Genomic DNA, 23,710 nt, shown 5'->3' with positions numbered 1-23,710 from the left:
CTTGGTACGAAAGCGCCCCTCCGGGGGCCGCTTCGTACCAAGATCTCGGGCTTTCGGGTGCAGGGCGAGGCGGGCACCGGTGAGCTTCCACAACCCGAAGATGCCCTGGTCGAAGCTGGAGCAGGTGCTCTCCGGGCGGGCCAAGGGGGAGCGGCACCTGCACGTGGTCGACCCGCTCGCGGTCGACGCCGACGGCGGCGACTCACCGGCGTGGAGCCGCAAGCGCCAGGAATACCAGCCGCCGCAGCTGGACCGGCCGGACGGCGTGGTGCCGTACGCGGAGCTGCACGCGCACTCCAACTTCAGCTTCCTCGACGGGGCCAGCCACCCGGAGGAGCTGGCCGAGGAGGCGGCCCGGCTCGGGCTGACCGCGCTCGCCGTCACCGACCACGACGGCTTCTACGGCGTGGTGCGCTTCGCCGAGGCGGCCCGCGCGCTGCGGCTGCCGACGATCTTCGGCGCGGAACTGTCCCTCGGGCTGCCCGGCCCGCAGAACGGCGAACCCGACCCGCTCGGCCGGCACCTGCTGGTGCTGGCGCACGGCCACGAGGGGTACGCGCGCCTGGCCGCCACCATCTCCCGCGCCCAGCTGCGCGGCGGGGAGAAGGGCCGCCCGGTCTACGGCGAGTTGGAGGAGCTCGCGGCGGAGCTGAAGGACCACGTGCTGGTGCTCACCGGCTGCCGCAAGGGGCACGTGCCCGCCGCGCTGCTCACCGAGGGCGTCGACGCGGCGGCCCGGGAGCTGGACCGGCTCACCGCGCTGTTCGGCGCGGAGACGGTGGCGGTGGAGCTGGCCGACCACGGCCACCCGGTCGACGCCGACCGCAACGACGCGCTCGCCGACCTGGCCGCCGCGGCCGGGCTGCCCACAGTCGCCACGAACAACGTGCACTACGCCACCCCGGGCCGGCGGCGGCTGGCCACCACGGTCGCGGCGGTCCGGGCCCGGCGCAGCCTCGACGAGATCGACGGCTGGCTGCCCGCCGCGGCCACCGCCCACCTGCGCAGCGGCGCGGAGATGGCGGCGCGGTTCGCCGCGTACCCGGGGGCGGTGGCGCGGGCCGCCGAGTACGGCGCGGAACTCGCCTTCGACCTGCAGCTCGTGGCGCCGAAGCTGCCGGCGTACCCGGTGCCGCCCGGGCACACCGAGATGAGCTGGCTGCGCCGGCTGACCATGGACGGCGCCCGCGAGCGCTACGGCCCGCCCGAGGCGCACCCGGAGGCGTACGCGCAGCTGGAACACGAGCTGCGGATGATCGAAGACCTCGGTTTCCCCGGCTACTTCCTGGTGGTCTACGACATCGTCGCGTTCTGCCGCGCGCAGGACATCTACTGCCAGGGCCGGGGCTCGGCGGCCAACTCGGCGGTCTGCTACGCGCTGCGCATCACGAACGTGGACGCGGTCCGGCACCGGCTGCTGTTCGAACGGTTCCTCGCCCCGGAACGCGACGGCCCGCCCGACATCGACGTGGACATCGAGTCCGACCGTCGGGAGGAGGTGATCCAGCACGTCTACGCCCGCTACGGCCGGGAGCACACCGCCCAGGTCGCCAACGTCATCTCGTACCGGCCCCGGTCGGCGGTGCGGGACGTGGCGAAGGCGTTCGGCTTCTCACCCGGCCAGCAGGACGCCTGGAGCAAGCAGATCGACAGGTGGGGCTCGGTCGCCGCGGTCGACGTGGCGGACATCCCGGAGCAGGTGGTCGCGTACGCCAACGAGCTGCAGACGTTCCCCCGGCACCTGGGCATCCACTCCGGCGGCATGGTGATCTGCGACCGGCCGGTGATCGAGGTGTGCCCGGTGGAGTGGGGCCGGATGCCCGGCCGCAGCGTGCTCCAGTGGGACAAGGACGACTGCGCGGCCGTCGGCCTGGTCAAGTTCGACCTGCTCGGCCTCGGCATGCTCTCGGCGCTGCACTACGGCTACGACCTGATCGGCTCCCGCCTCGACCTCGGCGACATGACGCTGGACGACCCCGAGGTCTACGACATGCTCTGCCGGGCCGACTCGGTGGGCGTGTTCCAGGTGGAGAGCCGCGCCCAGATGGCCACGCTGCCCCGGCTCAAGCCGCGCGAGTTCTACGACCTGGTGGTGGAGGTGGCGCTGATCCGGCCCGGCCCGATCCAGGGCGGCTCGGTGCACCCGTACATCAGGCGCAAGAACGGCCAGGAGCCGGTCACGTACGCGCACCCGCTGATGCGCAACGCGCTGGAGAAGACGCTCGGCGTGCCGCTGTTCCAGGAGCAGCTCATGCAGCTCGCCATCGACCTGGCCGGGTTCGACGCGGCCGGCGCCGACCAGCTGCGCCGGGCCATGGGGGCGAAACGGTCGGTGGAGCGGATGGCGCAGATCGCCGACCGGCTCTACGCCGGGATGGCCGAGCGGGGCATCACCGGCGAGCTGGCCGACGACGTCTACCGCAAGCTCACCGCGTTCGCCAGCTACGGCTTCCCGGAGAGCCACGCGATGAGCTTCGCCTACCTGGTGTACGCCAGCTCGTGGCTCAAGCGCTACCACCCGGGCCCGTTCCTGGCCGCGCTGCTCAACGCCCAGCCGATGGGCTTCTACTCGCCGCAGACGCTCGCCGACGACGCCCGCCGCCACGGCGTGGAGGTACGCCGGCCGGACATCAACGCCAGCGGCGCCAAGGCGGTGCTGGAGTCCACCCCGCAGACGCGGTGGGGCAGCGTGCCGGGCGAGCCGCCGCACGCCTGGGGGCTGGGCGGCCCGGCGGTACGGCTCGGGCTGGGCAGCGTCCGTACCCTCGGCGAGGACGTGGCCGAGCGGATCGAGGCGGAACGGACGGCGCACGGGCCGTACCGGGACATGCCGGACCTGGCCCGCCGCGTCGGTCTCACCGCCGCGCAGCTGGAGGCGCTGGCCACCGCCGACGCCTTCGCCTGTTTCGGGCTGACCCGGCGGCAGGCCCTCTGGGCCGCCGGCGCGGCGGCCCAGGACCGGCCCGGCCGGCTGCCCGGCACAGTGACCGGCGCGGACCCGCCCACGCTGCCCGGCATGGCCGCGGTGGACCGCCTGGTCGCCGACGTCTGGGCCACCGGCCTGTCCCCGGAGAGCCACCCGGCCCGGTTCATCCGGGACCGCCTCGACGAACTGGGCGCGGTGCCGATCGCCCGGCTCGGCCAGGTGCCGCCCGGGCAGCGGATCCGGGTCGGCGGGATCGTCACCCACCGGCAGCGCCCGGCGACCGCCGGCGGCGTCACGTTCCTCAACCTGGAGGACGAGACCGGAATGCTGAATGTCACTTGCTCCCCGGGGCTGTGGCAGCGCTACCGTCGAATCGCCCGCACCAGTGGAGCACTGGTGGTGCGGGGCCGGCTGCAGCGGCACGAGGGCGTCACGAACCTCACCGCGGACCGGCTGGACGCGATCGAGCCCCCCGTCACACCGGCATCCAGGGATTTCCGTTGATGGAGTGATCCACATTACGGTTTCCGTGAGCCGGAGGCGGGAGACTCCCGACGCGGGTGGGCAGAGTGGCCCACCCGGGGTATGGGGGATGAACAGATGACCTTTCACCGCACGTACGCCGGTGGCGTAGCCAACGCCCGACGGACCCGCCTCGGCGCCGACTGGGCGCCCACCCACGAGGCCGAGCCGCGGGAATACCAGGTGACCGACGGCCCGGTGGCCAACGACCAGCGCTCCCGCGCCGAGGACGACCCCGCCGGCGGCGGCGAGTCCTGAACCTGGGCCGGGGGGTGACTAGGCTCGGCGCGTGGAGCAGATCCGAACCCTCACCCCCCGCACCGCCGTCATCTGGTCGGTGCTCCGGGCCGAGCTGGACCGGCGGGCCGGCGAACGACTCTCCGTGCTCGACGTCGGCGGCGGGACCGGCGGCTTCGCCGTCCCGCTCGCCGAGGCCGGTCACCGGGTCACAGTGGTCGACGCCAGCCCCGACGCGCTCGCCGCGCTGACCCGCCGCGCCGCCGAGGCCGGGGTCGCCGACCGGGTACGCGCGACGCAGGGCGACGCCGACGCGCTCGCCGGGCTGGTCGAACCGGCCACCGTGGACCTGGTGCTCTGCCACTCCGTCCTCGAAGTCGTCGACGAGCCGGAACCGGTGATCTCCGCGCTGGTCACCGCGTTGCGCCCGGGCGGCGCGGCGAGCGTGCTCGTCGCCGGCCGGGCCGCCGCCGTGTTCGGCCGGGCGATGAACGGGCAGCTTGACGCCGCCGCGGCGCTGGCCGCCGACCCGCACGGCACCACCGGCCGCCGGGACACGCTGCGCCGCCGTTACGACGCCGCCGACGCGAGCGCGCTGCTCACCGCCGCAGGCCTCGCCGTGGAGGAGATCCACGGGGTACGGGTGCTCGCCGACCTGCTTCCGGCCGCCGTGGCCGACGGTCAGCCGGCCGCCCTGGTGGAGCTGGAACGGGCGCTCGCGGCCCGGCCCCCGTACCGTGATCTCGCCGCTCAACTGCACCTGTTCGCCCGCCGCCCGGCATGACCGGCCCGGCTCCGGGCCCGCTGGACCGGGTTGCGCCGCGCTACGACGGCGGCAGCCTGGCCGACGTGCTGCCCAGCGCGCTGTCGGTGCTCGGCGTACCCGGTGCGGCCGACCGGCTCGGCCTGGCACCGGGGCTGGCCGGGGTACGCCGGATCGCGGTGCTGCTCGTCGACGGCCTCGGCTGGTACCAGATCCCCACCGCCGCCCGGTACGCCCCGACGCTCGCCGGACTGGCCGCCACCACCGGCCGGCCGCTCACCACCGGCTTCCCGTCCACCACCCCGACCAGCCTGGTCAGCCTCGGCACCGGCACCGCGTCGGGCGCGCACGGCGTGCTCGGCTTCACCGTCCGGGTGCCCGGCACCGACCGGGTGCTCAACCACGTCGACTGGGCCGGCGACCCCGACCCGGTGAGCTGGCAGCCGGTGCCCACCTGGTACCAGCGGGCGCGCGCCGCCGGGGTGGCGGTGACCGTGGTCAGCCGCCCCGAGTTCGCCGGCAGTGGCCTGACGCTCGCCGCCAACCGGGGCGGCGACTACCGGGGCGCGGCCGGCGCCGACGCGCTCGCCGCGCGGATGCTGGCGGCGCTGGCCGCCGGGGACGGACCCACGCTGGTCTCCGGGTACCACCCCGACCTGGACCGGCACGGGCACCTCAGCGGCGTCGACTCCGCGCCGTGGCGGTCCGCCGCCGCCGATGTGGACGCGCTGCTGGCCCGGCTCGTCGACGGGCTGCCGCCGGACGCCGCGCTGCTGGTCACCGCCGACCACGGCCAGCTCGACGTGCCCGCCGGGCACCGGATCGACCTGGACGCCGATCCCCGGCTGCGCGCCGGCGTACTGGTGGTCGCCGGTGAGCCCCGCGTCCGCTACCTGCACACCGAGCCGGGCGCCGAGGCCGACGTGGTGGCCGCCTGGACCGAGCTGCTGGGCCCGGCCGCGCACGTGCTGACCCGCGCCGAGGCGGTGGCGACCGGCTGGTTCGGGCCGGTGCCCGAGGCGCACCTGAGGCGGATCGGCGACGTGGTGGTGGTCTGCCGGGACACCTACGCGGTGGTCGCCACCCGTTCCGAGCCGCCGATGGCGTCGCGGCTGGTGGCGTACCACGGCGCGGACACCGCCGCCGAGATGACCGTTCCGCTGCTGGTGGTGCGGGGCTGACCCGGCTCATCCGCGGCTGCGGCCGCGTCGGTGGCCGCCGGCCTGGGCGGTGGGGTTGTCGGACCGGCGGGCTAGCCTGCTGGCATGGGCCGCAGCCAGTCGTTGCCCCGAGGCGGTGACCCGCGCTTCGGGCCGGACGCCGACGACACCGGCTGCGCCATCCTGCACGTCGACATGGACGCGTTCTACGCCTCGGTCGAGGTGCGCCGCCGACCCGAGCTGCGCGGGCGGCCGGTGGTGGTCGGCGGCGTCGGCCCGCGCGGCGTGGTCAGCTCCGCCAGCTACGAGGCCCGGCAGTACGGCGTCCGCAGCGCCATGCCCACCGCCCGCGCCCGGGCGCTCTGCCCCGGCGCTGTCTACCTGCCGCCCGACTTCACCGCCTACACCGAGGCGTCGCGGGCGGTCATGCGGATCTTCCGGGACGTCACGCCGCTGGTCGAGCCGCTCTCGCTGGACGAGGCGTTCCTCGACGTGGCGGGCGCCCGCCGGCTGTTCGGCCGGCCCGCCGACATCGCCGCGCTGATCCGCCGCCGGGTCGCCGAGGAACAGCGGCTGACCTGTTCGGTGGGCGTCGGGCCGAGCAAGTTCGTGGCGAAGCTCGGCTCCACCCGGGCCAAGCCCGACGGCCTGCTCGTGGTCCCGGCCGCTCAGGTGCTGGACTTCCTGCACCCGCTGCCGGTGTCCGCCCTGTGGGGCGTGGGGGAGCGTTCCGCCGACGCGCTGCGCCGCCTCGGCCTGCGCACCGTACGCGACCTCGCCGAGGCGCCGGCCGGCCTGCTGCGCCGGGCCGTGGGCGAGGCGTCCGCCGCCCACCTGCACGAGCTGGCGTGGGGGCGCGACCCGCGCGGGGTGACGCCCGAACAGGTGGAGAAGTCGATCGGCGCGGAGGTCACGTTCGACATCGACGTGACCGACCCGGACGAGATCCGGCGGTCCCTGCTCGCGCTCGCCGACAAGGCCGGCGTCCGGCTGCGGGCGGCCGGGCAGGTGGGCCGTACCGTGTCGCTCAAGGTCCGTTTCGCCGACTTCCGGACGATCAGCCGCTCCCGCACGCTCGCCGTGCCCACCGACACCGCCCGGGAGATGTTCGACACGGCCTGGGCGTTGTGGGGCGCGCTCGCTCCCGGCGAGCCGGTTCGGCTGGTCGGGGTCCGGATGGAAGGTCTCGCCCCCGCCGGGGAGACCCCGCAGCAGCTCACCCTCGGCGCGCCCGAGCGCGGCTGGCGTGAGGCGGAGGCGGCGGCCGATGCGGCGGCCGCCCGATTCGGGCGGTCCGTCATAGGTCCGGCCAGTCTTCTCGGCCGTCGTGATACACGACAAGTCGAAAAACCGACCCGGCCGTAGGTCGTCCCGCTTTCCGACGCGCGGGGGCCCTCGTAGACTTGCGGGTAAGCAGCCGGTTGGCTGCCACGGTCTGTCGGCCCGCCCGGGTCGACCAACGTGACCGGGGAGGAGTGCCGTGCCGCTCTCGGAGCACGAGCAGCGGCTGTTCGAGCAGATCGAGCGGTCGCTTGCCGAGGACCCCAAGTTCGCCTCGGCCGTGCGCGCCAGCGACCCGCGTTTCCACGCGCGGCGTCGCGTGCTCGTCGCTGCCGGCGTGGTCGTCGCTGGTCTGGCCCTGTTGATCTATGGTGCCGTGATCAAGATTCCCGCGGTGGCCGTGGCGGGTTTCGTCGTCATGCTGGCCTCGTTGGGCTACGCGGTGCAGTCGCACCGCCGATCCCAGTCGCCCGACCTGCACGTGGTCGGCGGCACAACGAGCCGGCGTCGTCCCCGTGGCCGCAGCAGTGGCCGCCGGGGCTCCTTCCTCGACCGGATGGAGGACCGCTGGCGGCAGCGCCCGGAGGGACACCGCTGACCGTGCTCCGCCCCGGACCGGGGCGGATGTCGCGGCGACGCCCGTCGGCGTGCGCTTCGTCGTGCCCGCTCCACGGCCGGTTGGTGTCGCGTAGCGGTCGATGGCGCCGCACCCGTCCACGCCCCGATGTCGGTCGGTGTGGCGGTGCCCCCGGATTCCCCGGCTGCGGCGTGAGTCTCTCCCCGGTCCGCTGGCCAGTGCTTCGCAGCCGATCATCGCCTCCGCGCCGACCTGCGGCGGCTCCTGTCGGCTGATAGTCCACGAATAGAGATCGATCTTCCAAGCGCGGGAAACGCGAAGATCTTGGTAGGAAAAGGCCCCTATAGCGGCCCTTTCCTACCAAGATTTCAAGCGCCCTCGCTCCCCACCCCGCCAGCCCGCTGAGCAGTCGGTGATCAAGGAGTTTGTGTCCGGTCGGAGGCCTCGCGGAGACACAAACTCCTTGATCAACGGGCCGGGGGCCGGGGGGACGGGGCGAGGGGACGGGGCGGGACGGTCAGCGGGCCGTGCGGCCCGCCAACAGGCGGCGTGGGCTCCAGCGCAGCATCTGCGTCCGGGCCTGCCCGCTCGTGGTGACGATCCGGGCCGACTGCTCGGCCAGGGCGGTCCGCCAACGCTGGATCACCGACGGGGGCAGCAGCGCGGCCAGCAGCCGGGTGCGGCGGTCCGCCCTGGCCGCGAGCGCGCCCCGGACCGTCCGCAGCGCCGGTTGCAACTCCGCGCCGGCGAGCGGGTCCCGCGCGTACCGGGCCCGCTCCTCGGCCCGGCCCAGCAGCCGTACCCCGGTCGCGGCGTCGCCGTTCTCGGTGAGCGCCTCCCGGGCCAGCCGCTCGGCGGTCGCGCGGGGGGTCTCCGTGCGGTCCACCCGGACGTGGAAGTCGACGAGCGTGTCGAGAAGCTCGTCCCAGGCGGCGTGCGCGTCGGCGCGGGCGGACTCGGCGTCCACGCCGACGACGACCTCCCGTGTCTCGCCCCGCTGGCCCGGCACCGCGAGCGCGGTGGCCGAGGGCGCCCGGACCCGGACGCGCCGGCGGCGGCGCAGGGTGGAGCGGCGCAGGCCCGGTACGGCGAACAGCGCCAGCAGCGCCAGCGCCGCGGCCAGCCACCACGGCCACACCCGGTTCTGCTCGGCCGGGTCACCTCCGCCCAGGGACAGGCCCTGGTCGGTGTCCTTGTCGAGCCGGTCCGCCTCGTTCGGGCCGGCCGACGGGTCGGCGGCGCCGGGAGCGACGGTGCTGCCGGGCGACGGGGTGACCTCCTCGGGGGCGTCGGTGTCCGGCGCCCAGGCGGAGCGGACCGAGCCCTGCACGCTCGCCGCCGGGGTGGCGTCGAACGGCACCCAGCCGATCCCGTTGCCGAAGTTGACCTCGGTCCAGGCGTGCAGGTTGCGGTTGGTCAGCACGTACGTGCCGCCGTCGGACTTGCTGCCGTTGGTGAAGCCGACAGCCACCCGGGCCGGAATGCCGGCGGCCCGGACCAGCCAGGCCATCGCCGCCGCGTACTGCTGGCAGTAGCCGACCTTGGTGGCGAGGAAGTCGGTGATGTCCTGCCCGCTGCTGCCGTCGCGGGTGGACAGCGAGTAGGTGAAGCCGTTCTCCACGGAGAAGTATTCGTAGATCGCGCGGACCTTGTCGTAGTCGTTCGACTTGCCCCTCACCAGTTCGTCGACGAGCTCCTCGACCTCCGGGACCGACGGCCGCTCGGTCTGCTGGCGCTTCACCGGGCTGTCCGCGGGCAGGGACGGGGCGGCGCGCAGCGCCGCCGGGCTGAACGTCGAGCGCACGTACTCGAACGAGTAGCTCTTGCCGCGGGCGTTCTCCCGGTTGGAGAAGACGATCTGCTGGCTCGAGTCGTACAGCCAGTTGCCGTTGAGGTCGTCCGCCTTCACCGGATCGGCGTAGACCGGCAGCAGCGGCATGTTCAGGTTCTTCGACACCTCGACGGTGGCCTTGTAGCGCTGCCGCTCGACGCCACGCGGGGTGCGCTCGCTCGGGTCGGGCAGGCCGCGGGTGACCGGCCGCCCGGTGGGCACGCGCGCCTGGAAGCCGCTCGGCCGCAGGTCGTCGACCACGCCGAGGCGCAGGTAGAACGGGCTCGGCTCGTTGGTGCTGACCTTCACCAGCTCGGTTTCCTGGCTCTGGTTGAGCTGGCCGCTGAGCGCTGCGAACAGGTCGATCCGGCCCGGGCTGCCCCCCTGGCCGGGCCGGCCGTTGCCCTCACCGGGCCCGGCGCCGACGTTGTTCATCAGCCCGCCGGTCATCCCGGGCACGGCCAGGGGCAGGGCCACCGCCACCGCCACGCCGACCACTGCCAGCCGGCGGCCCGCCGCGGCCAGCGGCGACGCCTCCCAGACGTCGACGTCGCGTCCCTCACCGGTGAACCGGCGGCCGAACCGGCGTACCCGGTCGACGTTGTCGGTGACCAGCAGCCACAGGTAGCCGGCGGCGCCCACCACGAACGGGGTGGCGGGGACGCTGTCCAGGTAGACCGCCACCGGCACCGAGTAGATGGCGAGCATCGGCAGGCCGGCCAGCGCCGGCCGGCGCAGCCCGACCGAGAGGACGTCCACCACCACGGCGACCGCGCCGATGCCGAGCACCGCGAGGAACAGCAGCGAGTCGACGTCGGGCACCTTCACGCCGTACGAGCGCATGTCCTCCAGCGACGCCTGCGTCAGCTCGCCGAAGTGGGCGAACGTGCCTGGGGCCGGGATGAACGCGAGCAGCTCGGCGCCGCTCGGGAAGATCCACGTCAGGCCCAGGGTCAGGCCGGCGAGCATCGCCAGCACCTGGCCCCACAGCGGCGCCCGGGCCAGCCGGCTCAACGCGGCCGAGCCGGCCACCACGGCGACCACGATGGTGGCCTGGATCAGCCACGTCCAGCGTTCGAAGATCGCCGACAGCGGGGCCGCCGCCAGCAGGGTCGCCGCCGCGGCGACGAACCCGATGTTGCGATGGGGGGTCACGGGAGCTTCCTTCCGGTCATCGCATGCCTCCGGCGACCGTCTCGGCCAGGGCCGCCCGCAGCGCGAATCCCTGCGATCCGCGCCCGGCCTGCGGCCACAGCACCGGCAGACGGCTGCCGTGCTCCACCCCGATGACCCGCCAGCCGCTCTGCAGCAGCGCGAGCGCGGCGGCGCCGTGCGCCCGTTCCGCCTCGGTGCGGGCCTTCGGCGGCAGGTTCAGCCAGGTGTTGCTGTCGAGCAGGAACGCCACACAGGTCGCGCCGTTGCCGCGCAAACCGGCCAGCAGCTCCGCCTCGGCGGCGCCGAGCGTGCCGAGCAACGCGATGATCAGGCCGCCGTCGGCCCGCTGCCGGACCTGCTGCACCAGCGTGGTGATCTCGCCGCGCCGGTCCAGGTGCACGTCGGCGAGCTGGTCCAGGAGCAGGCCCTCACCGCCGGCCTCGGTCGCCGCGACGTCGGCGCCGTTGCCGGTGACCAGGCGCAGCTTGTAGCCGGCCTGGCGCAGGTGCACGGCGATGCTGGCGGCCGCCGAGACCGCCCACTCGAAGCTCGCCGTCGGCCCCTCGCCCCGGTGCCCGGCGGCGCGCGTGTCCAGCACGACGGTGGCGCGGCTCTCCCACGGCTGCTCCTCGCGGCGCACCATCAGCTCGCCGGTGCGGGCGGTGGACTTCCAGTGCACGCGGCGCAGGTCGTCGCCCATCCGGTACTCCCGGGTGGCGGCGTCGTCCTCGCCGTGCACCGCTACCGAGCGGGCCCGGCTGTCGCCGCTGCCGGCGTACTCGCCTGGTAGCCGCACCGACGGCAACGCAGTGACCTGCGGGATCACCGTGAGGTGGTCGGTGCTGGGGAACGAGCGGGTCAGCTCGCACAGCCCGAACGGGTCGGTCAGCCGGATCACCAGCGGGCCCACCTCGTAGCGGCCACGCACGTCCGCCCGGACGGTGTACGCCACGGAGCTGGCCTGGTGCGCGCCGAGCCGCTCCAGCACCACCCGGGGGCGGCTGCCCAGCGCGTACGGCAGGCGGTCCTCCAGCAGCAGCGTGCCGGTGGGCAGCCGGGACAGGTTCTGCAACCGCAGCACCACGCGGGAGCTGGCCCCGACCGGCACCCGGTGCGGCTCCAGCGACCTGTTGCAGGCCAGCTTGTACCGGCTGCGCCCGACGTACGCGGCGGCCAGCAGCGGCAGGACGGCGAGCAGGACCGCCACCCGGAGCAGGTCCTTCTCGCCCAGGATGCCGGCGGAGATCGCCGCGGCCACCGCGGCCGCCAGGAAGGAGCGGCCGCGGGTGGTCAGCCCACGCAGGCCGTCGCGCACGTCACGGCCTCCGCGGCTCGTACGGCCCGCGGCCGTTGTTGCCGCCGCCGGGGCGGGTGTCGTACGGCGAACGCTGCCGGTCGTGCGGGAGCGGCAGGCGGTGCACCAGCTCGGAGACGATCGCGTCGGTGGTGCGCCGGGCCAGCTGGGCGTCGGCGGTCGGGATGATCCGGTGCGCCAGCACCGGCACCGCGAGGACCTGGAGGTCGTCCGGCAGCACGTAGTCGCGGCCCTCCAGGGCGGCCACCGCGCGGGCGGTGCGCAGCAGCTGGAGCGTGGCCCGCGGGGACGCGCCCAGGCGCAGGTCCGGCGCCTCCCGGGTGGCGGTGACCAGGTCGATCGCGTACTGCTTGACCGCGTCGGCGACGTGCACCTGCCGGACGTGACCGATCAGCCGGCGCACGGTGGCCGCGTCGGAGACCGGCCGCAGCCCCGACAGCGGGTCGGTGGCGCCGTGCCCGTCGAGCATGGCCAGCTCGGCGCGCGGGTCCGGGTAGCCCATGGCGATGCGGGCGGTGAACCGGTCGCGCTGCGCCTCGGGCAGCGGGTACGTGCCCTCCATCTCGATCGGGTTCTGCGTCGCGATCACCATGAACGGCGTCTGCAACTGGTAGGTGACGCCGTCGACGGTGACCTGGCGCTCCTCCATGCACTCCAGCAGCGCCGACTGGGTCTTCGGCGAGGCCCGGTTGATCTCGTCGCCGACCACCAGGTTGGCGAAGACCGCGCCGGGGCGGAACTCGAAGTCGTGCGTCTCCTGGTTGTAGACGCTCACGCCGGTGACGTCGCTGGGAAGCAGGTCGGGGGTGAACTGGATCCGCCGGACCGAGCAGTCGATGGACCGGGCCATCGCCTTGGCGAGCTTGGTCTTGCCGACGCCGGGCACGTCCTCGATGAGCAGGTGGCCCTCGGCCAGCAGCACCGCCAGGGCGAGCCGGACGGTGGCGGTCTTGCCCTCGATGACCTGCTCGATGTTGGCCACGATGGCCTCGCTGGCGGCGCGGAACTCGTCGTGCGGCAGCAGACCGCCCACCTCGTCCCAGGTCTGTTGTGTCACGGGCCTCCTCCTCGTCGCCTGGACGGCAGCTCTTTATAGAGCACCTGGACCCGCCGTTGGGTTCGCGACGCCGAGCCACGTCTGCCGCAGTAATCTCACTGGCCTCTCAGGCTAACCATGTTTGTCGTTACTGCCGACTCCCGCAGGTGGTCGGTCGGTTACGCCCGGAATATTCGCCGGACCGGGGGACCGGCCGCTCCGGGCGGAACGGGCGCGCCGCCGCCGAGGGCTGCGAGGTACACTGCCTGCATGGCCGGGTTCTTCCTGCTTCTTACCGAGCCGTGTTGATGCGCTGAACGCGCGACAGCACGGCCGCCCCTCCTGCGCGAGGGGCTTTTTTGTGCCCGCAGCAGACCGCCCACAATTTTTTCGAATCGCCCGATCCGCGCCGAGGAGACGCCATGAGTGAGGCAGCCGCACCGGCGACCGACATTCCCCCGTTCCGGTACACCGCCGCACTGGCCGACGAGATCGAACACCGCTGGCAGGACACCTGGGAGCGGGACGGCACCTTCCACGCGCCGAACCCGACCGGCCCGCTGGCCGACCCGGGTCATCCGCGCGCGGGCGCCGAGAAGCTGTACGTGCTGGACATGTTCCCGTACCCCTCCGGCGCGGGCCTGCACGTCGGCCACCCGCTGGGCTACATCGGCACCGACTGCTACGCCCGCTACCAGCGGATGGCCGGGCGCAACGTGCTGCACGCGATGGGCTTCGACGCGTTCGGCCTGCCCGCCGAGCAGTACGCGGTGCAGACCGGCACCCACCCCCGCACCACCACCGAGGCGAACATCGAGCGGTACCGGGCGCAGCTGCGCCGGCTGGGGCTGGGCCACGACGAGCGGCGGTCGGTGGCGACCATCGACACCGACTTCTACCGCTGGACGCAGTGGATCTTCCTGCAGGTCTTCAACTCCTGGTACGACACGGACGCGCGCAAGGCCCGGCCGATCGCCGAGCTGATCGCCGAGTTCGAGGGCGGCACCCGCGCCACCCCGGACGGGCGGCCGTGGGCCGAGCTGTCCGTGGGGGAGCGGCGGCGCGTCGTGGACGACCACCGCCTGGCGTACGTCTCGGAGGCGCCGGTCAACTGGTGCCCGGGCCTGGGCACCGTGCTGGCCAACGAGGAGGTCACCGCCGACGGCCGCTCCGAGCGCGGCAACTTCCCGGTCTTCAAGCGCAACCTGAAGCAGTGGATGATGCGGATCACCGCGTACGGGGACCGGCTGCTGGAGGACCTGGACACACTGGACTGGCCGGAGCCGATCAAGCTGCAGCAGCGCAACTGGATCGGCCGGTCGACCGGCGCGCACATCGACTTCCCGACCGCCGCCGCGCCGGTGCGGGTGTTCACGACCCGGCCGGACACCGTCTTCGGCGCCACCTACATGGTGCTGGCCCCCGAGCACGAGCTGGTCGACGTGCTGACGCCGGCCGCCTGGCCGGAGGGGACGAAGGACGCCTGGACCGGTGGGCACGCGAGCCCGCGTGAGGCCGTCGAGGCGTACCGGAAGGCCGCCGCGGCCAAGACGGACATGGAGCGGCAGGCGGACAGCAAGGAGAAGACCGGCGTCTTCGTCGGCGCCTACGCGACCAACCCGGTGACCGGCGGGCAGATCCCGATCTTCATCGCCGACTACGTGCTGGCCGGGTACGGCACCGGCGCGATCATGGCGGTGCCCGCGCAGGACGAGCGGGACTGGGACTTCGCCGAGGTCTTCGAGCTGCCGATCGTGCGGACCGTGCAGCCGCCGGAGGGCTTCGCCGGCAAGGCGTACACCGGGGACGGCCCGGCGATCAACAGCGCCGCGCCGGAGCGCGGCATCGACCTGGACGGCCTGGGCGTCACCGAGGCCAAGGCGCGGATCATCGAGTGGCTGGAGGCGAACGGACACGGCGCCGGCGCGGTCACCTGGCGGCTGCGCGACTGGCTGTTCTCCCGGCAGCGTTACTGGGGCGAGCCGTTCCCGATCGTGTACGACGAGACCGGCGCGCCGATCGCGCTGCCCGAGTCGATGCTGCCGGTCGAGCTGCCCGAGGTGGAGGACTTCTCGCCGAAGACGTTCGACGCCGACGACGCCGACAGCAACCCGGAGACCCCGCTGTCGCGGCGGCGCGACTGGGTCGAGGTGGAGCTGGACCTGGGTGACGGGCCCAAGCGCTACACCCGCGAGACCAACGTGATGCCGCAGTGGGCCGGCTCCTGCTGGTACGAGCTGCGCTACCTGGATCCGACCGACTCGCAGCGCTTCGCCGACCCGGAGAACGAGGCGTACTGGATGGGGCCGCAGCGTCCGGGTGACTGCGGCGGCACCGACCTGTACGTCGGCGGCGCCGAGCACGCCGTGCTGCACCTGCTGTACGCGCGCTTCTGGCACAAGGTGCTGTACGACCTGGGCCACGTCTCGTCGTTCGAGCCGTTCCGCCGCCTGTTCAACCAGGGCATGATCCAGGCGTACGCGTTCGTCGACCCGCGCGGCGCCTACGTGCCCGCCGAGGAGGTCGTCGAGGTCGACGGCCGCTGGTTCCACGGCGAGACCGAGGTGCGGCGCGAGTACGGCAAGATGGGCAAGTCACTGAAGAACGTGGTCACCCCGGACGACATGTGCGCGGCGTACGGCGCGGACACGTTCCGGGTGTACGAGATGTCGATGGGCCCGCTGGAGGTGTCCCGCCCGTGGGAGACCCGGGCGGTCGTCGGCTCGTACCGGTTCCTGCAGCGGGTCTGGCGCACCGTCGTCGACGAGCAGACCGGTGAGCTGCGGGTCACCGACGCGCCGGCCGACGAGGCGACCCGGCGGCTGCTGCACAAGGCGATCGACGGGGTCCGCGCCGACATGGACGGGATCCGGTTCAACACCGCCATCGCCAAGCTGATCGAGCTGACGAACGGCCTGACCCGGCTGGCGGAGACCCCGCGTGAGGTGGCCGAGCCGCTGGTGCTGATGGTCGCCCCGTTCGCCCCGCACCTGGCGGAGGAGCTGTGGCGCAAGCTGGGCCACGAGGAATCCCTGACGTACGCGGACTTCCCGGTCGCCGACCCGGCCCTGCTGGTGGCCGAGTCGGTCACGTACCCGGTGCAGGTCAACGGCAAGGTCCGGGGCCGGATCGAGGTGCCGGCCGACGCGTCCGAGGAGACCGTCCGCGCGGCGGCGCTGGAGGCGGTGGCAGGCGCGCTGGCCGGCAAGGAGCCGCGCAAGGTGATCGTGGTGAAGGGCCGGATGGTCTCGGTCGTCGTCTGACCCGGCGGGTGGGCGTGTCCACACGCGGGACACGCCCACCCGCCGGTCAGGTCGCGCGGCGTCGCCGTTCGGCCCGCCACCAGCGGTGGATGATCAGCACACTGGCGATCAGGCCGAGGCTCGCAGGCGCCGCCGCGTACCAGTTGATCGACCCGGGCGTGGTCACCGCCGCGCCGATCGCCGCGTAACCGATGGCGGTGGGGGCGGAGGCGATCACGCTGCCGGCCAGGAACGGCCCCACCCGGGCGGCGGTGGTGCCGTAGCCGTAGCTGACCAGGCCGAACCCGGCGATCGGCAGCAGCCGGACGGTGATCACGCCGAAGACGCTCTGCCGGGCGAACCAGCCGTCGAGGCGGGCCAGCCGGCCGCGTACCCGCTCGGCGACGAAGTCGCGCCCGAGCACCCGCCCCACCGTGAAGCCGAGGGCCGCCGCCAGCAGCGCCGCGCCGAGCGCGTACGCGGCGCCCTGCACCGGGCCGAAGATCGCGCCCGCGGCCAGCGTGACGAACGTGCGCGGCACCAGAGCCACCAGCAGCAGCGCGCCGCCGAGAACCGCCGCGGGCGGGCCGTAGCCGCCGAGCGAGTCGGCGAGCCGGGGCAGGTCGGCCGGATCCGGCCGCGGCACCAGCAGCAGCGTCACGCCGAACCCGGCGAGCAGCAGCAGGAGCAGCCCGAACCGGCGCGCCGAGGGCTGCCGCAGCAACCCGGCGAGCCGGCGGGCCACCGGTCGCCGCCCCGGCCGGGCGGCGTCGGTCACGGCCTCGGGGCGGCGGCCACCGCGGTGCGGCGTTCGGAGCGGAGCCGGTCGGCCCAGGTGTCGTCGAGCGGCGGAAGCTGGTGGATGCCGGTCGCCCAGCGCAGCAGCAGGTCGGCCAGGTCGGGGTTGCGCGCCAGCGCCGGGCCGTGCGAGTAGGTGCCGAGCAGCTTGCCCCGCCACGCGCCCTCGGTGGCGCCGTCGTTGCCGACGCCCGTGGTGACCCGGGCCAGCGGGGACACGCCGGGGCCGAGGTGGGTACGGCCGCCGTGGTTCTCGAACCCGGACAGGTGCGGGATGCCCAGCCGCGGGTCGACCTCGCCGGCCAGCTCGCCGACGGCCCGGGTGGGGCCGCGGTCGGAGGAGAGGTCGAGCAGCTCCAGGCCGGCGCACTGGGTGCCCTTGGCGAAGAAGGAGGTGCCGAGCAACTGGTAGCCGGCGCAGACGCCGAACACCACCGAGCCCTGGGCCACCGCCCGGTGCAGGCCGCCGTCGGCGATCAGGCGCTGGGCGCCGAGCGCCTGCGGGCCGTCCTCGCCGCCGCCGAGCAGGTAGATGTCGGCGGTGGCGGGCAGCCGCTGGTCGGAGCGGACCTCCAGCACCTCGACCGGCATGCCGCGCAGCTGGGCCCGGCGGGCCAGGATCAGCGCGTTGCCCCGGTCGCCGTAGGTGGACAGCAGGTCGGGATAGATCCAGACGATGCGCAGGCTCTCAGTTGACACGGTCCAGCTCCGCTCGGATGTCCTGGAAGGCGGTGTAGTTGGCGATGACCTCCAGCCGGCCCGGCGGCACCGCGCGGACCGCCTCGTCGAAGCTGCGGACGTGCTGGAACGGCACGCCGTTGACCTCGAGCCGCACCGCCAGGTCGTACGCCCGGTCGCCGGTGATCAGCACCTGCCGGCCGGTCAGCGGGGAGAAGTCCACGTCGAACAGCCAGGACGTGTCCAGCCCGTCGGGGTCGCGGGCGTTGATGGACAGCAGTGTCGGCGCGACGTCGGCCATGTCGAACGCCTCCAGCCAGCTCGCCGGGTTCTTCGCCAGCAGCAGCCGGATGTTGCGCCCGTCGCGGTTCACCTGGGCGTAGCGCCCGGCCACCGAGGTGACGGTGCCGAGCCGGGAGACCGCGTCCACCGGGCGTACGCCGAACTCGGCGGCGACGGCCAGGGCGGTGGCCGCGTTGCCGAGGTTGACCTTGCCGGGGAGCTGAAGCTGGATCTTGTGCCAGGCGCCGGTGGGGTCGAGCACGCCGTCGTCCTCGACCGTCCAGTTCGGCTCGGGGCGGCGCAGCGGGCAGCCGGTGCACCACCACTGCTCGCCGGAGCGCTGGATGGTGGAGCCGCACTCGGGGCAGACCCAGGAGTCGTCGTGCCAGCGCTGCCCGGCGCTGAACCAGGTGACGTGCGGCGGCACGTGGCCCTGGGCCGGGTCGGCCGGCGGGGTGGCGGCCCACACCACCATCGGGTCGTCGGCGTTGGCGACCACCCGTACCCGCGGGTGCCGGACCAGGGCGGCGCGCCAGAGCTGCGCCATCATGGCGACCTCCTTGGCGCGGTCGAGCTGGTCGCGGGAGAGGTTGAGCAGCGCCACCACGTGCGGCTCGGTCGCCTCCAGCACCTGGGCGAGGTAGTGCTCGTCCACCTCCAGCACCGCGTACGGCGTGCTGCCGGCCTTGGCGAGCGCCGAGGTGTGGCCGGTGGGCATGTTCGCGCCGAAGGAGTTGGTGGCGACCCGGCCCAGCACGCCGACCGCGGCGGTGGTGAGCCGGGTGGTGGTGGTCTTGCCGTTGGTGCCGGACACCAGGGCGATGGCGCGCCCGGCCGAGAGGTGGGCGAGCAGGTCCGGGTCGATCTTGAGGCCGATCCAGCCGCCGATCACCGAGCCGTCGCCACGGCCCGCGGCCCGCGACAGCGCCGCGGCGGTGCGCGACACGGAGCTGGCCACCTTTGCCCGCAAGGGCATCTTCGCGTCCGTCACGCGAGCGAGGTTACCGGACCGCCACCTCCACCAGATCGCCGCCGACGGCGAACCGTTCGGCCGGGGACGTTCCGGCGGACGGGTGGAGCGCGCGGGGCCGGACGGCGTCGGTCGATGTCGGGTAGCGGACGGTGCCGGGCGCGCCCCACCCCCTCCACTCCGCCCCACCCGCGTTGACGTGCGGTTTTGCGCGCGGAAACGCCACGCCGCGCGGGCGATTCTGGTTGCAGGTGGAGGGAAGTGGAGTAGAGTGGGGCGCGATGGTGAGGCCGGGAGGGCCACACCGGCCCGGGGGGTCAGCGGCGCCGCGAACGCCGCTCAGGGCGAGGGGGTTGGGCCGATGTTCCTCGGCACCCACACTCCGCGCCTGGACGACAAAGGCCGGTTGATCCTGCCGGCGAAGTTCCGGGACGAACTGGCGGGGGGTGTCGTGATCACCAAAGGGCAGGAGCGCTGCCTCTACGTCTTCCCGATGCCCGAGTTCCAGCGGATCGCCGACCAGTTGCGCGCGCAGCCGATGACGAGCAAGGCGGCTCGGGCCTACAGCCGGGTCTTCTTCGCCAGCGCGCACGACGAGGTGCCGGACAAGCAGGGGCGGGTCACCATACCCGGCCACCTGCGGTCGTACGCGGCACTGGACCGGGATCTGGTCGTGATCGGAGCGAGCACCCGGGTGGAGATCTGGGACAAGGCGGCCTGGGAGGCCTACCTCGCGGAGAGCGAAGACGACTTCGCCGACATCGAGGAGGGGGTGCTGCCCGGCGGTCTGTAGGGCGTGACGGCGCCCGACGTACTGCGAGATCTCCAGCCGCTTTCGAGTTCCTGGCACCCCTTCCCCGGTGCCAGGCGCACGATCCGACACGGAGGGCCGCGGCCTCCGGCGGGCGGGAGCGGATGGGGATCTGGCGGTATGGCGAGGCGTCGTGGCGACGACGGACACGTGACGGAACGGTTGGCGAACGGGGTGGGGGTCGAGATGGGGGAGCTACGCGGCACGCACGTGCCGGTGCTGCTCGAGCGGTGTCTCGAGCTGCTGGCCCCCGCACTGGGCCGGCCCGGTCGCACCGTCCACGTCGACGCCACGCTCGGCCTGGCCGGGCACGCCGAGGCGGTGCTCACGGCGCATCCGGACACGGTGCTGATCGGCCTGGACCGGGACACCGAGGCGCTCGCCCACGCGCGGGTCCGCCTGGCCCGGTTCGCCGACCGGATCCACCTGGAGCACGCCGTCTACGACGAGCTGCCCGAGGTGCTCGACCGGCTCGGTTACCCGGCGATCGACGGGGTGCTGTTCGACCTGGGCGTCTCGTCGCTGCAACTGGACGCGCCCGACCGCGGGTTCGCGTACGCGCAGGACGCGCCGCTGGACATGCGGATGGACCAGACCCGGGGGGTGACCGCCGAGGAGGTGGTCAACACCTACTCCCACCCGGATCTGGCCCGCCTGCTGCGGGTGTACGGCGAGGAGAAGTTCGCCGGGAAGATCGCCTCGGCGATCATCCGGGAACGGGAGCGGGCCCGGATCACGTCGTCGGCCCGGCTGGCCGAGCTGGTCCGGGAGAGCATTCCGGCGCCAGCCCGACGAACTGGCGGACACCCGGCAAAGAGAACGTTTCAGGCTTTACGGATCGAGGTAAACAGAGAACTGGCAGCGCTGGAGACAGCGCTGCCGGCCGCTCTGGACAAGCTCACAGTGGGCGGCCGCATGGTGGTCCTGTCCTACCACTCGCTGGAGGACCGGCTCACCAAGCACGCGCTCGCCGACCGGGTCCGCAGCAAGGGCCCGGTCGACCTCCCGGTCGAACTGCCCGGGTCGGGCCCGACGTTCCGGCTGTTGAGCCGGGGCGCCGAGCTGCCCGGGGAGGCGGAGGTGGCCGCGAACCCGCGCGCCGCCTCGGTGCGGCTGCGGGCAGCGGAACGGCTCGACCCGGAGGCGGCCCGGCAGGGGCGTACCGACCGCGAACGGTACCGCCGCCGGGTGAAGGCGATGCACCAACCGGGGACGGGGTCACCGGGGTCCGGGACGGACCCCGCGTCGGCTCCGGGGGACGGGATCGGGACGGACGAAGAGGGGGAGGGGACATGAACGTCGAGAAGCGCGACGGCCGGGGAGCCGTCGGGCAGCGCGCACCGCGGTCGGGGGGCCGGACCGCGGCGCAGCGCACCACGCGGGCCACGACGGCGACCGACCGCCGGGAGGACACTCGCGCCCGGGGGGCGCGCGAGTTCCCGACGCAGGGCAGCGCCGCTCTGCGGCCGGCCGAGCGGACCCGGGTCACCGGCACGCCGGCGCCGCGCCTGCGGGTCGCCCCGCCGGCGCCGATCCGGGTGCCCCGGGCGCCTTTCGTCGCACTGATCCTGGTTCTCGTGGTCGGTGGGGTGCTGGGCATCCTGGCCGTCAACACCAAGATCAATGAGAACGCCTTCAAGCTGGAGAGGCTCCAGCAGCAGCAGGCCAAGCTCGACGTGGACGAGCAGGAGCTCAAGAAGGAGATCGCCAACCAGAAGGCGCCCGGCAACCTGACCGCCAACGCCCGCAAGCTGGGCCTGGTCGAGTCCGAGGACCCGGCCTACATCCGGCTGCCGGACGGGCAGACCATCGGGGTGCCGCACCCCGCCCAGGGCGCCCCGTCGGTCACCAGCCAGCAGGGCAACGGAGGCTGAGCGGTGCCGCCGAGATCGGAGGATCCGCGCCGGGACGCCACGGGCTCCCGGCGCGGATCGTCGCGGGGGTCGGAGCCGCGCGAGCCGGGTCTCGGCGGGATCTCCGACGCCCGGGCGTACACCCCACGCGGACGGACCGTGCGCGAGGGCGGCGGCGCCGAGCAACGGCGTACCCCCCGCAGCACCCGGTCCGGCGACCCGTTCCGGCCCGCGTTGCAGGTGCTCGACGGCGGCCGGGCCGGGCGTGCCGGCACGCGCGAGCCCACGGGTGACGGCGCCCGGACCGGCCGCCGGGCCACCGCCGCGGGCGGCCGGGCCGGCGTGGTGCGGACCGTCTCGTCCCGGCCCGTGCGGGAGCCGTTCGACGACGAGGAGGACGCGCCGCCGCCGCGCCGCCGGTCCCAGCCGCGCCGTCCCGCCGCCCAGCCGCGCCGACCGGTCCGCAAGCCGCGCCGGCCCCCGCGGCTGGGCGATCCGCGCCGGCGGCTGCGCCTCGGCACGCTGCTGGCGCTGACGTTGTTCGCCAGCATCGGCGTGCGGCTGGTCTACCTCCAGACCGTCGACACCCCGGCGTACGCCGACGGCGGCCTGCCCAACCGGCTCGCCGTGGTCGAGCTGCCGGCCCCGCGCGGGGCGATCCTCGACCGCAACGGTGAGCCGCTGGCACACAGTGTGGAGGCCCGGTACGTGTTCGCCGACCCGACCCGGGTCAAGGACCGCGCCGCCACCGCACGGGCGCTGTCCCCGTTGCTCGGCGTGCCCGCCTCGGACCTGGCCGAGAAGATGCGCGAGCGCAACCTGCCCGGCACCGACACCCCGTTGCAGTTCGTCTACCTGGCCCGGGGCGTCGAGATCGGCACCGCGAAGCGGATCATGGCACTCGACCTGGCCGGCATCAACGTGCACCGGGACGAGCGGCGCGAGGTGCCCGGCGGAGACCTGGCCGCGAACCTGCTCGGCTTCGTCGGCCAGGACATGAACGGCCTGGAGGGGCTGGAGGCCAGGTACGACGACGTGCTGCGGGGACAGGCCGGCAAGCGGACCTACGAGGTGGGCCAGGGTGACCTGGCCGCGCCCATCCCGGGCGGCTACAGCCGGACCACCCAGCCGAAGCCGGGCAGCTCGCTGCAACTCACTGTCGACCGGGACCTGCAGTTCATGACGCAGCGGATCCTGGCGAAGCAGACGGAGAAGGTGAAGGGCAGCGTCGGCGCTGCGGTGATCATCGAGATCCCCAGCGGCGAGGTGCTGGCCCAGGCCAGCCAGCCGACGTACGACGCGGCCAACCCCACCAAGGTCACCTCGCCGTCGGACCGGGACGACGCGGCCACCACGTTCGTGGTCGACCCGGGCTCGATCCACAAGGCGATCACGTTCGGCGCGGCGCTCCAGGAGGGCGTGATCACCCCGGACACCGCGTTCCCGGTCGCCAACACCATCGAGCGGGGCGGGGTCACCTTCCGCGACACCCACCCGGTCGACGGCCGCACCATGAGCATCCCCGGCATGCTCGCCTTCTCGTCGAATGTCGGCACGATCGAGATCGGCGAGAAGCTGGGCAAGGAACGGCTCTTCGACTACCAGAAGCGCTTCGGGCTGGGCCAGGTGACAGGCGAGGGCATGCCGGGTGAGGCGGCCGGCCGGCTGCTCCCGCCGGACCAGTGGAGCGGCTCGGCGTACGGGTCGGTGCCGATCGGGCACAGCGTGGACGCCACGCCGCTGCAGATGGCCGCCGCGTACGCGGCCATCGCCAACAACGGCACGTACGTGCAGCCGCACCTGGTCAAGGAGACGATCGGCGCGGACGGCACACGCAGCCCCGCCGCGACGCCGACCACCCGGTCCGTGCTCAGCCCCGCGAACGCGGCCGCGCTGCGCCGGATGATGGAGGCGGTCACCACCGTCGACGGCCCGGAGGGGCAGGCCACCGGGCTGGCCGCCGCTGTGCCCGGCTACCGGGTGGCCGGCAAGACCGGCACCGGGCTGCGCTACGACAACGGCAAGCAGCAGCCCGGTGAGGTCGGCTCGTTCATCGGCATGGCCCCGGCGGAGAACCCCCGGTACGTGGTGGCGGTCTTCGTGTGGAGCCCCGGCGGCGGTGGCGGCGCGGTGGCCGCGCCCGCGTTCCGGGAGATGATGGGCTTCACTCTCCGCCACTACCGGGTGCCTCCGTCGCTGACCAACAAGTCCCCGAAGTTCGAGGTCTTTCCGCGCTGAGCCGGGACGGCGGGACATCATCGGTGAGTGGCGAC

17 protein-coding genes are annotated in these 23,710 nt (G+C 73.9%); 11 read left to right on the top strand and 6 right to left on the bottom strand.

The genetic code is table 11. The features are described 5' to 3' along the window. Positions 1-79 precede the first annotated feature (79 nt). From PVK74_RS12580 to PVK74_RS12555, 6 genes are all read left to right on the top strand, one after another. On the top strand, positions 80-3,430 hold the full coding sequence (locus PVK74_RS12580) for an error-prone DNA polymerase (protein WP_274479103.1): 3,351 nt from the start codon (positions 80-82) through the stop codon (positions 3,428-3,430). Positions 3,431-3,526: 96 nt separating this feature from the next. Continuing rightward, positions 3,527-3,706, top strand: coding sequence for a hypothetical protein (locus PVK74_RS12575; RefSeq protein WP_030500224.1), 180 nt, complete (start codon positions 3,527-3,529; stop codon positions 3,704-3,706). Positions 3,707-3,737: 31 nt separating this feature from the next. After that, complete coding sequence (locus PVK74_RS12570) at positions 3,738-4,469, top strand: methyltransferase domain-containing protein (RefSeq protein WP_030500225.1); 732 nt, start codon at positions 3,738-3,740, stop codon at positions 4,467-4,469. Then, positions 4,466-5,629 (top strand): alkaline phosphatase family protein, encoded by a 1,164-nt coding sequence (locus PVK74_RS12565; protein ID WP_187694413.1) that lies wholly within the window; start codon positions 4,466-4,468, stop codon positions 5,627-5,629. Before PVK74_RS12570 ends, PVK74_RS12565 begins: the two co-directional genes overlap by 4 nt. Before the next feature lie 84 nt (positions 5,630-5,713). Continuing rightward, positions 5,714-6,973 (top strand): DNA polymerase IV, encoded by a 1,260-nt coding sequence (locus PVK74_RS12560; protein WP_274479102.1) that lies wholly within the window; start codon positions 5,714-5,716, stop codon positions 6,971-6,973. 115 nt (positions 6,974-7,088) lie between these two features. Beyond that, positions 7,089-7,487, top strand: coding sequence for a DUF3040 domain-containing protein (locus PVK74_RS12555; RefSeq protein WP_030500228.1), 399 nt, complete (start codon positions 7,089-7,091; stop codon positions 7,485-7,487). Positions 7,488-7,983: 496 nt separating this feature from the next. On the opposite strand, the gene PVK74_RS12550 is transcribed toward PVK74_RS12555, so the two are convergent. The 3 genes from PVK74_RS12550 to PVK74_RS12540 are packed head-to-tail and all read right to left on the bottom strand — an operon-like array spanning position 7,984 to position 12,824. Then, positions 7,984-10,452 carry a transglutaminase TgpA family protein gene (locus PVK74_RS12550; RefSeq protein WP_274479101.1) on the bottom strand — a complete coding sequence of 823 codons (2,469 nt, stop codon included), beginning with the start codon at positions 10,450-10,452 and terminating at the stop codon, positions 7,984-7,986. Positions 10,453-10,468: 16 nt separating this feature from the next. Next, the gene (locus tag PVK74_RS12545; RefSeq protein WP_274479100.1) at positions 10,469-11,767 is read right to left on the bottom strand and encodes a DUF58 domain-containing protein; all 1,299 of its coding nucleotides are present in this window, start codon (positions 11,765-11,767) and stop codon (positions 10,469-10,471) included. A gap of 1 nt (position 11,768) precedes the next feature. Beyond that, a complete protein-coding gene (locus PVK74_RS12540; protein ID WP_043329458.1) occupies positions 11,769-12,824 on the bottom strand; it encodes an AAA family ATPase in 1,056 nt (351 codons plus the stop codon). A 401-nt stretch (positions 12,825-13,225) separates the two neighbouring features. Here PVK74_RS12540 and leuS point away from each other — a divergent pair, with 401 nt between their 5' ends. After that, entirely contained in the window at positions 13,226-16,066 is a 2,841-nt protein-coding gene (leuS, locus tag PVK74_RS12535) for a leucine--tRNA ligase (protein ID WP_274479099.1), read from the top strand. Between the two features lie 46 nt (positions 16,067-16,112). On the opposite strand, the gene PVK74_RS12530 is transcribed toward leuS, so the two are convergent. Genes PVK74_RS12530 through PVK74_RS12520 form a run of 3 tightly spaced genes read right to left on the bottom strand, consistent with a single transcriptional unit; the run spans position 16,113 to position 18,779 of the window. Further along, positions 16,113-16,790 (bottom strand): TVP38/TMEM64 family protein, encoded by a 678-nt coding sequence (locus tag PVK74_RS12530; protein ID WP_369799370.1) that lies wholly within the window; start codon positions 16,788-16,790, stop codon positions 16,113-16,115. Positions 16,791-16,819: 29 nt separating this feature from the next. Beyond that, on the bottom strand, positions 16,820-17,542 hold the full coding sequence (locus PVK74_RS12525; protein WP_043329464.1) for a type 1 glutamine amidotransferase: 723 nt from the start codon (positions 17,540-17,542) through the stop codon (positions 16,820-16,822). Further along, complete coding sequence (locus PVK74_RS12520; RefSeq protein ID WP_064446416.1) at positions 17,532-18,779, bottom strand: MurT ligase domain-containing protein; 1,248 nt, start codon at positions 18,777-18,779, stop codon at positions 17,532-17,534. Before PVK74_RS12520 ends, PVK74_RS12525 begins: the two co-directional genes overlap by 11 nt. A 355-nt stretch (positions 18,780-19,134) precedes the next feature. Between PVK74_RS12520 and mraZ the strand changes: the two genes are divergently transcribed. From mraZ to PVK74_RS12500, 4 genes are all read left to right on the top strand, one after another. Then, complete coding sequence (gene mraZ, locus PVK74_RS12515) at positions 19,135-19,566, top strand: division/cell wall cluster transcriptional repressor MraZ (protein ID WP_013287610.1); 432 nt, start codon at positions 19,135-19,137, stop codon at positions 19,564-19,566. A gap of 204 nt (positions 19,567-19,770) precedes the next feature. Continuing rightward, entirely contained in the window at positions 19,771-20,880 is a 1,110-nt protein-coding gene (rsmH, locus tag PVK74_RS12510; protein ID WP_043331095.1) for a 16S rRNA (cytosine(1402)-N(4))-methyltransferase RsmH, read from the top strand. Beyond that, complete coding sequence (gene ftsL, locus PVK74_RS12505) at positions 20,877-21,458, top strand: cell division protein FtsL (protein WP_043329466.1); 582 nt, start codon at positions 20,877-20,879, stop codon at positions 21,456-21,458. The genes rsmH and ftsL overlap by 4 nt, the downstream gene beginning before the upstream one ends. A 3-nt stretch (positions 21,459-21,461) precedes the next feature. Continuing rightward, entirely contained in the window at positions 21,462-23,675 is a 2,214-nt protein-coding gene (locus PVK74_RS12500) for a peptidoglycan D,D-transpeptidase FtsI family protein (RefSeq protein ID WP_064445225.1), read from the top strand. Positions 23,676-23,710 lie beyond the last annotated feature (35 nt).

The sequence above is a fragment of the Micromonospora chalcea genome, from assembly GCF_028768405.1.
Taxonomy (GTDB): domain Bacteria; phylum Actinomycetota; class Actinomycetes; order Mycobacteriales; family Micromonosporaceae; genus Micromonospora; species Micromonospora chalcea.
This window is presented reverse-complemented; position numbering and strand designations above follow the sequence as displayed.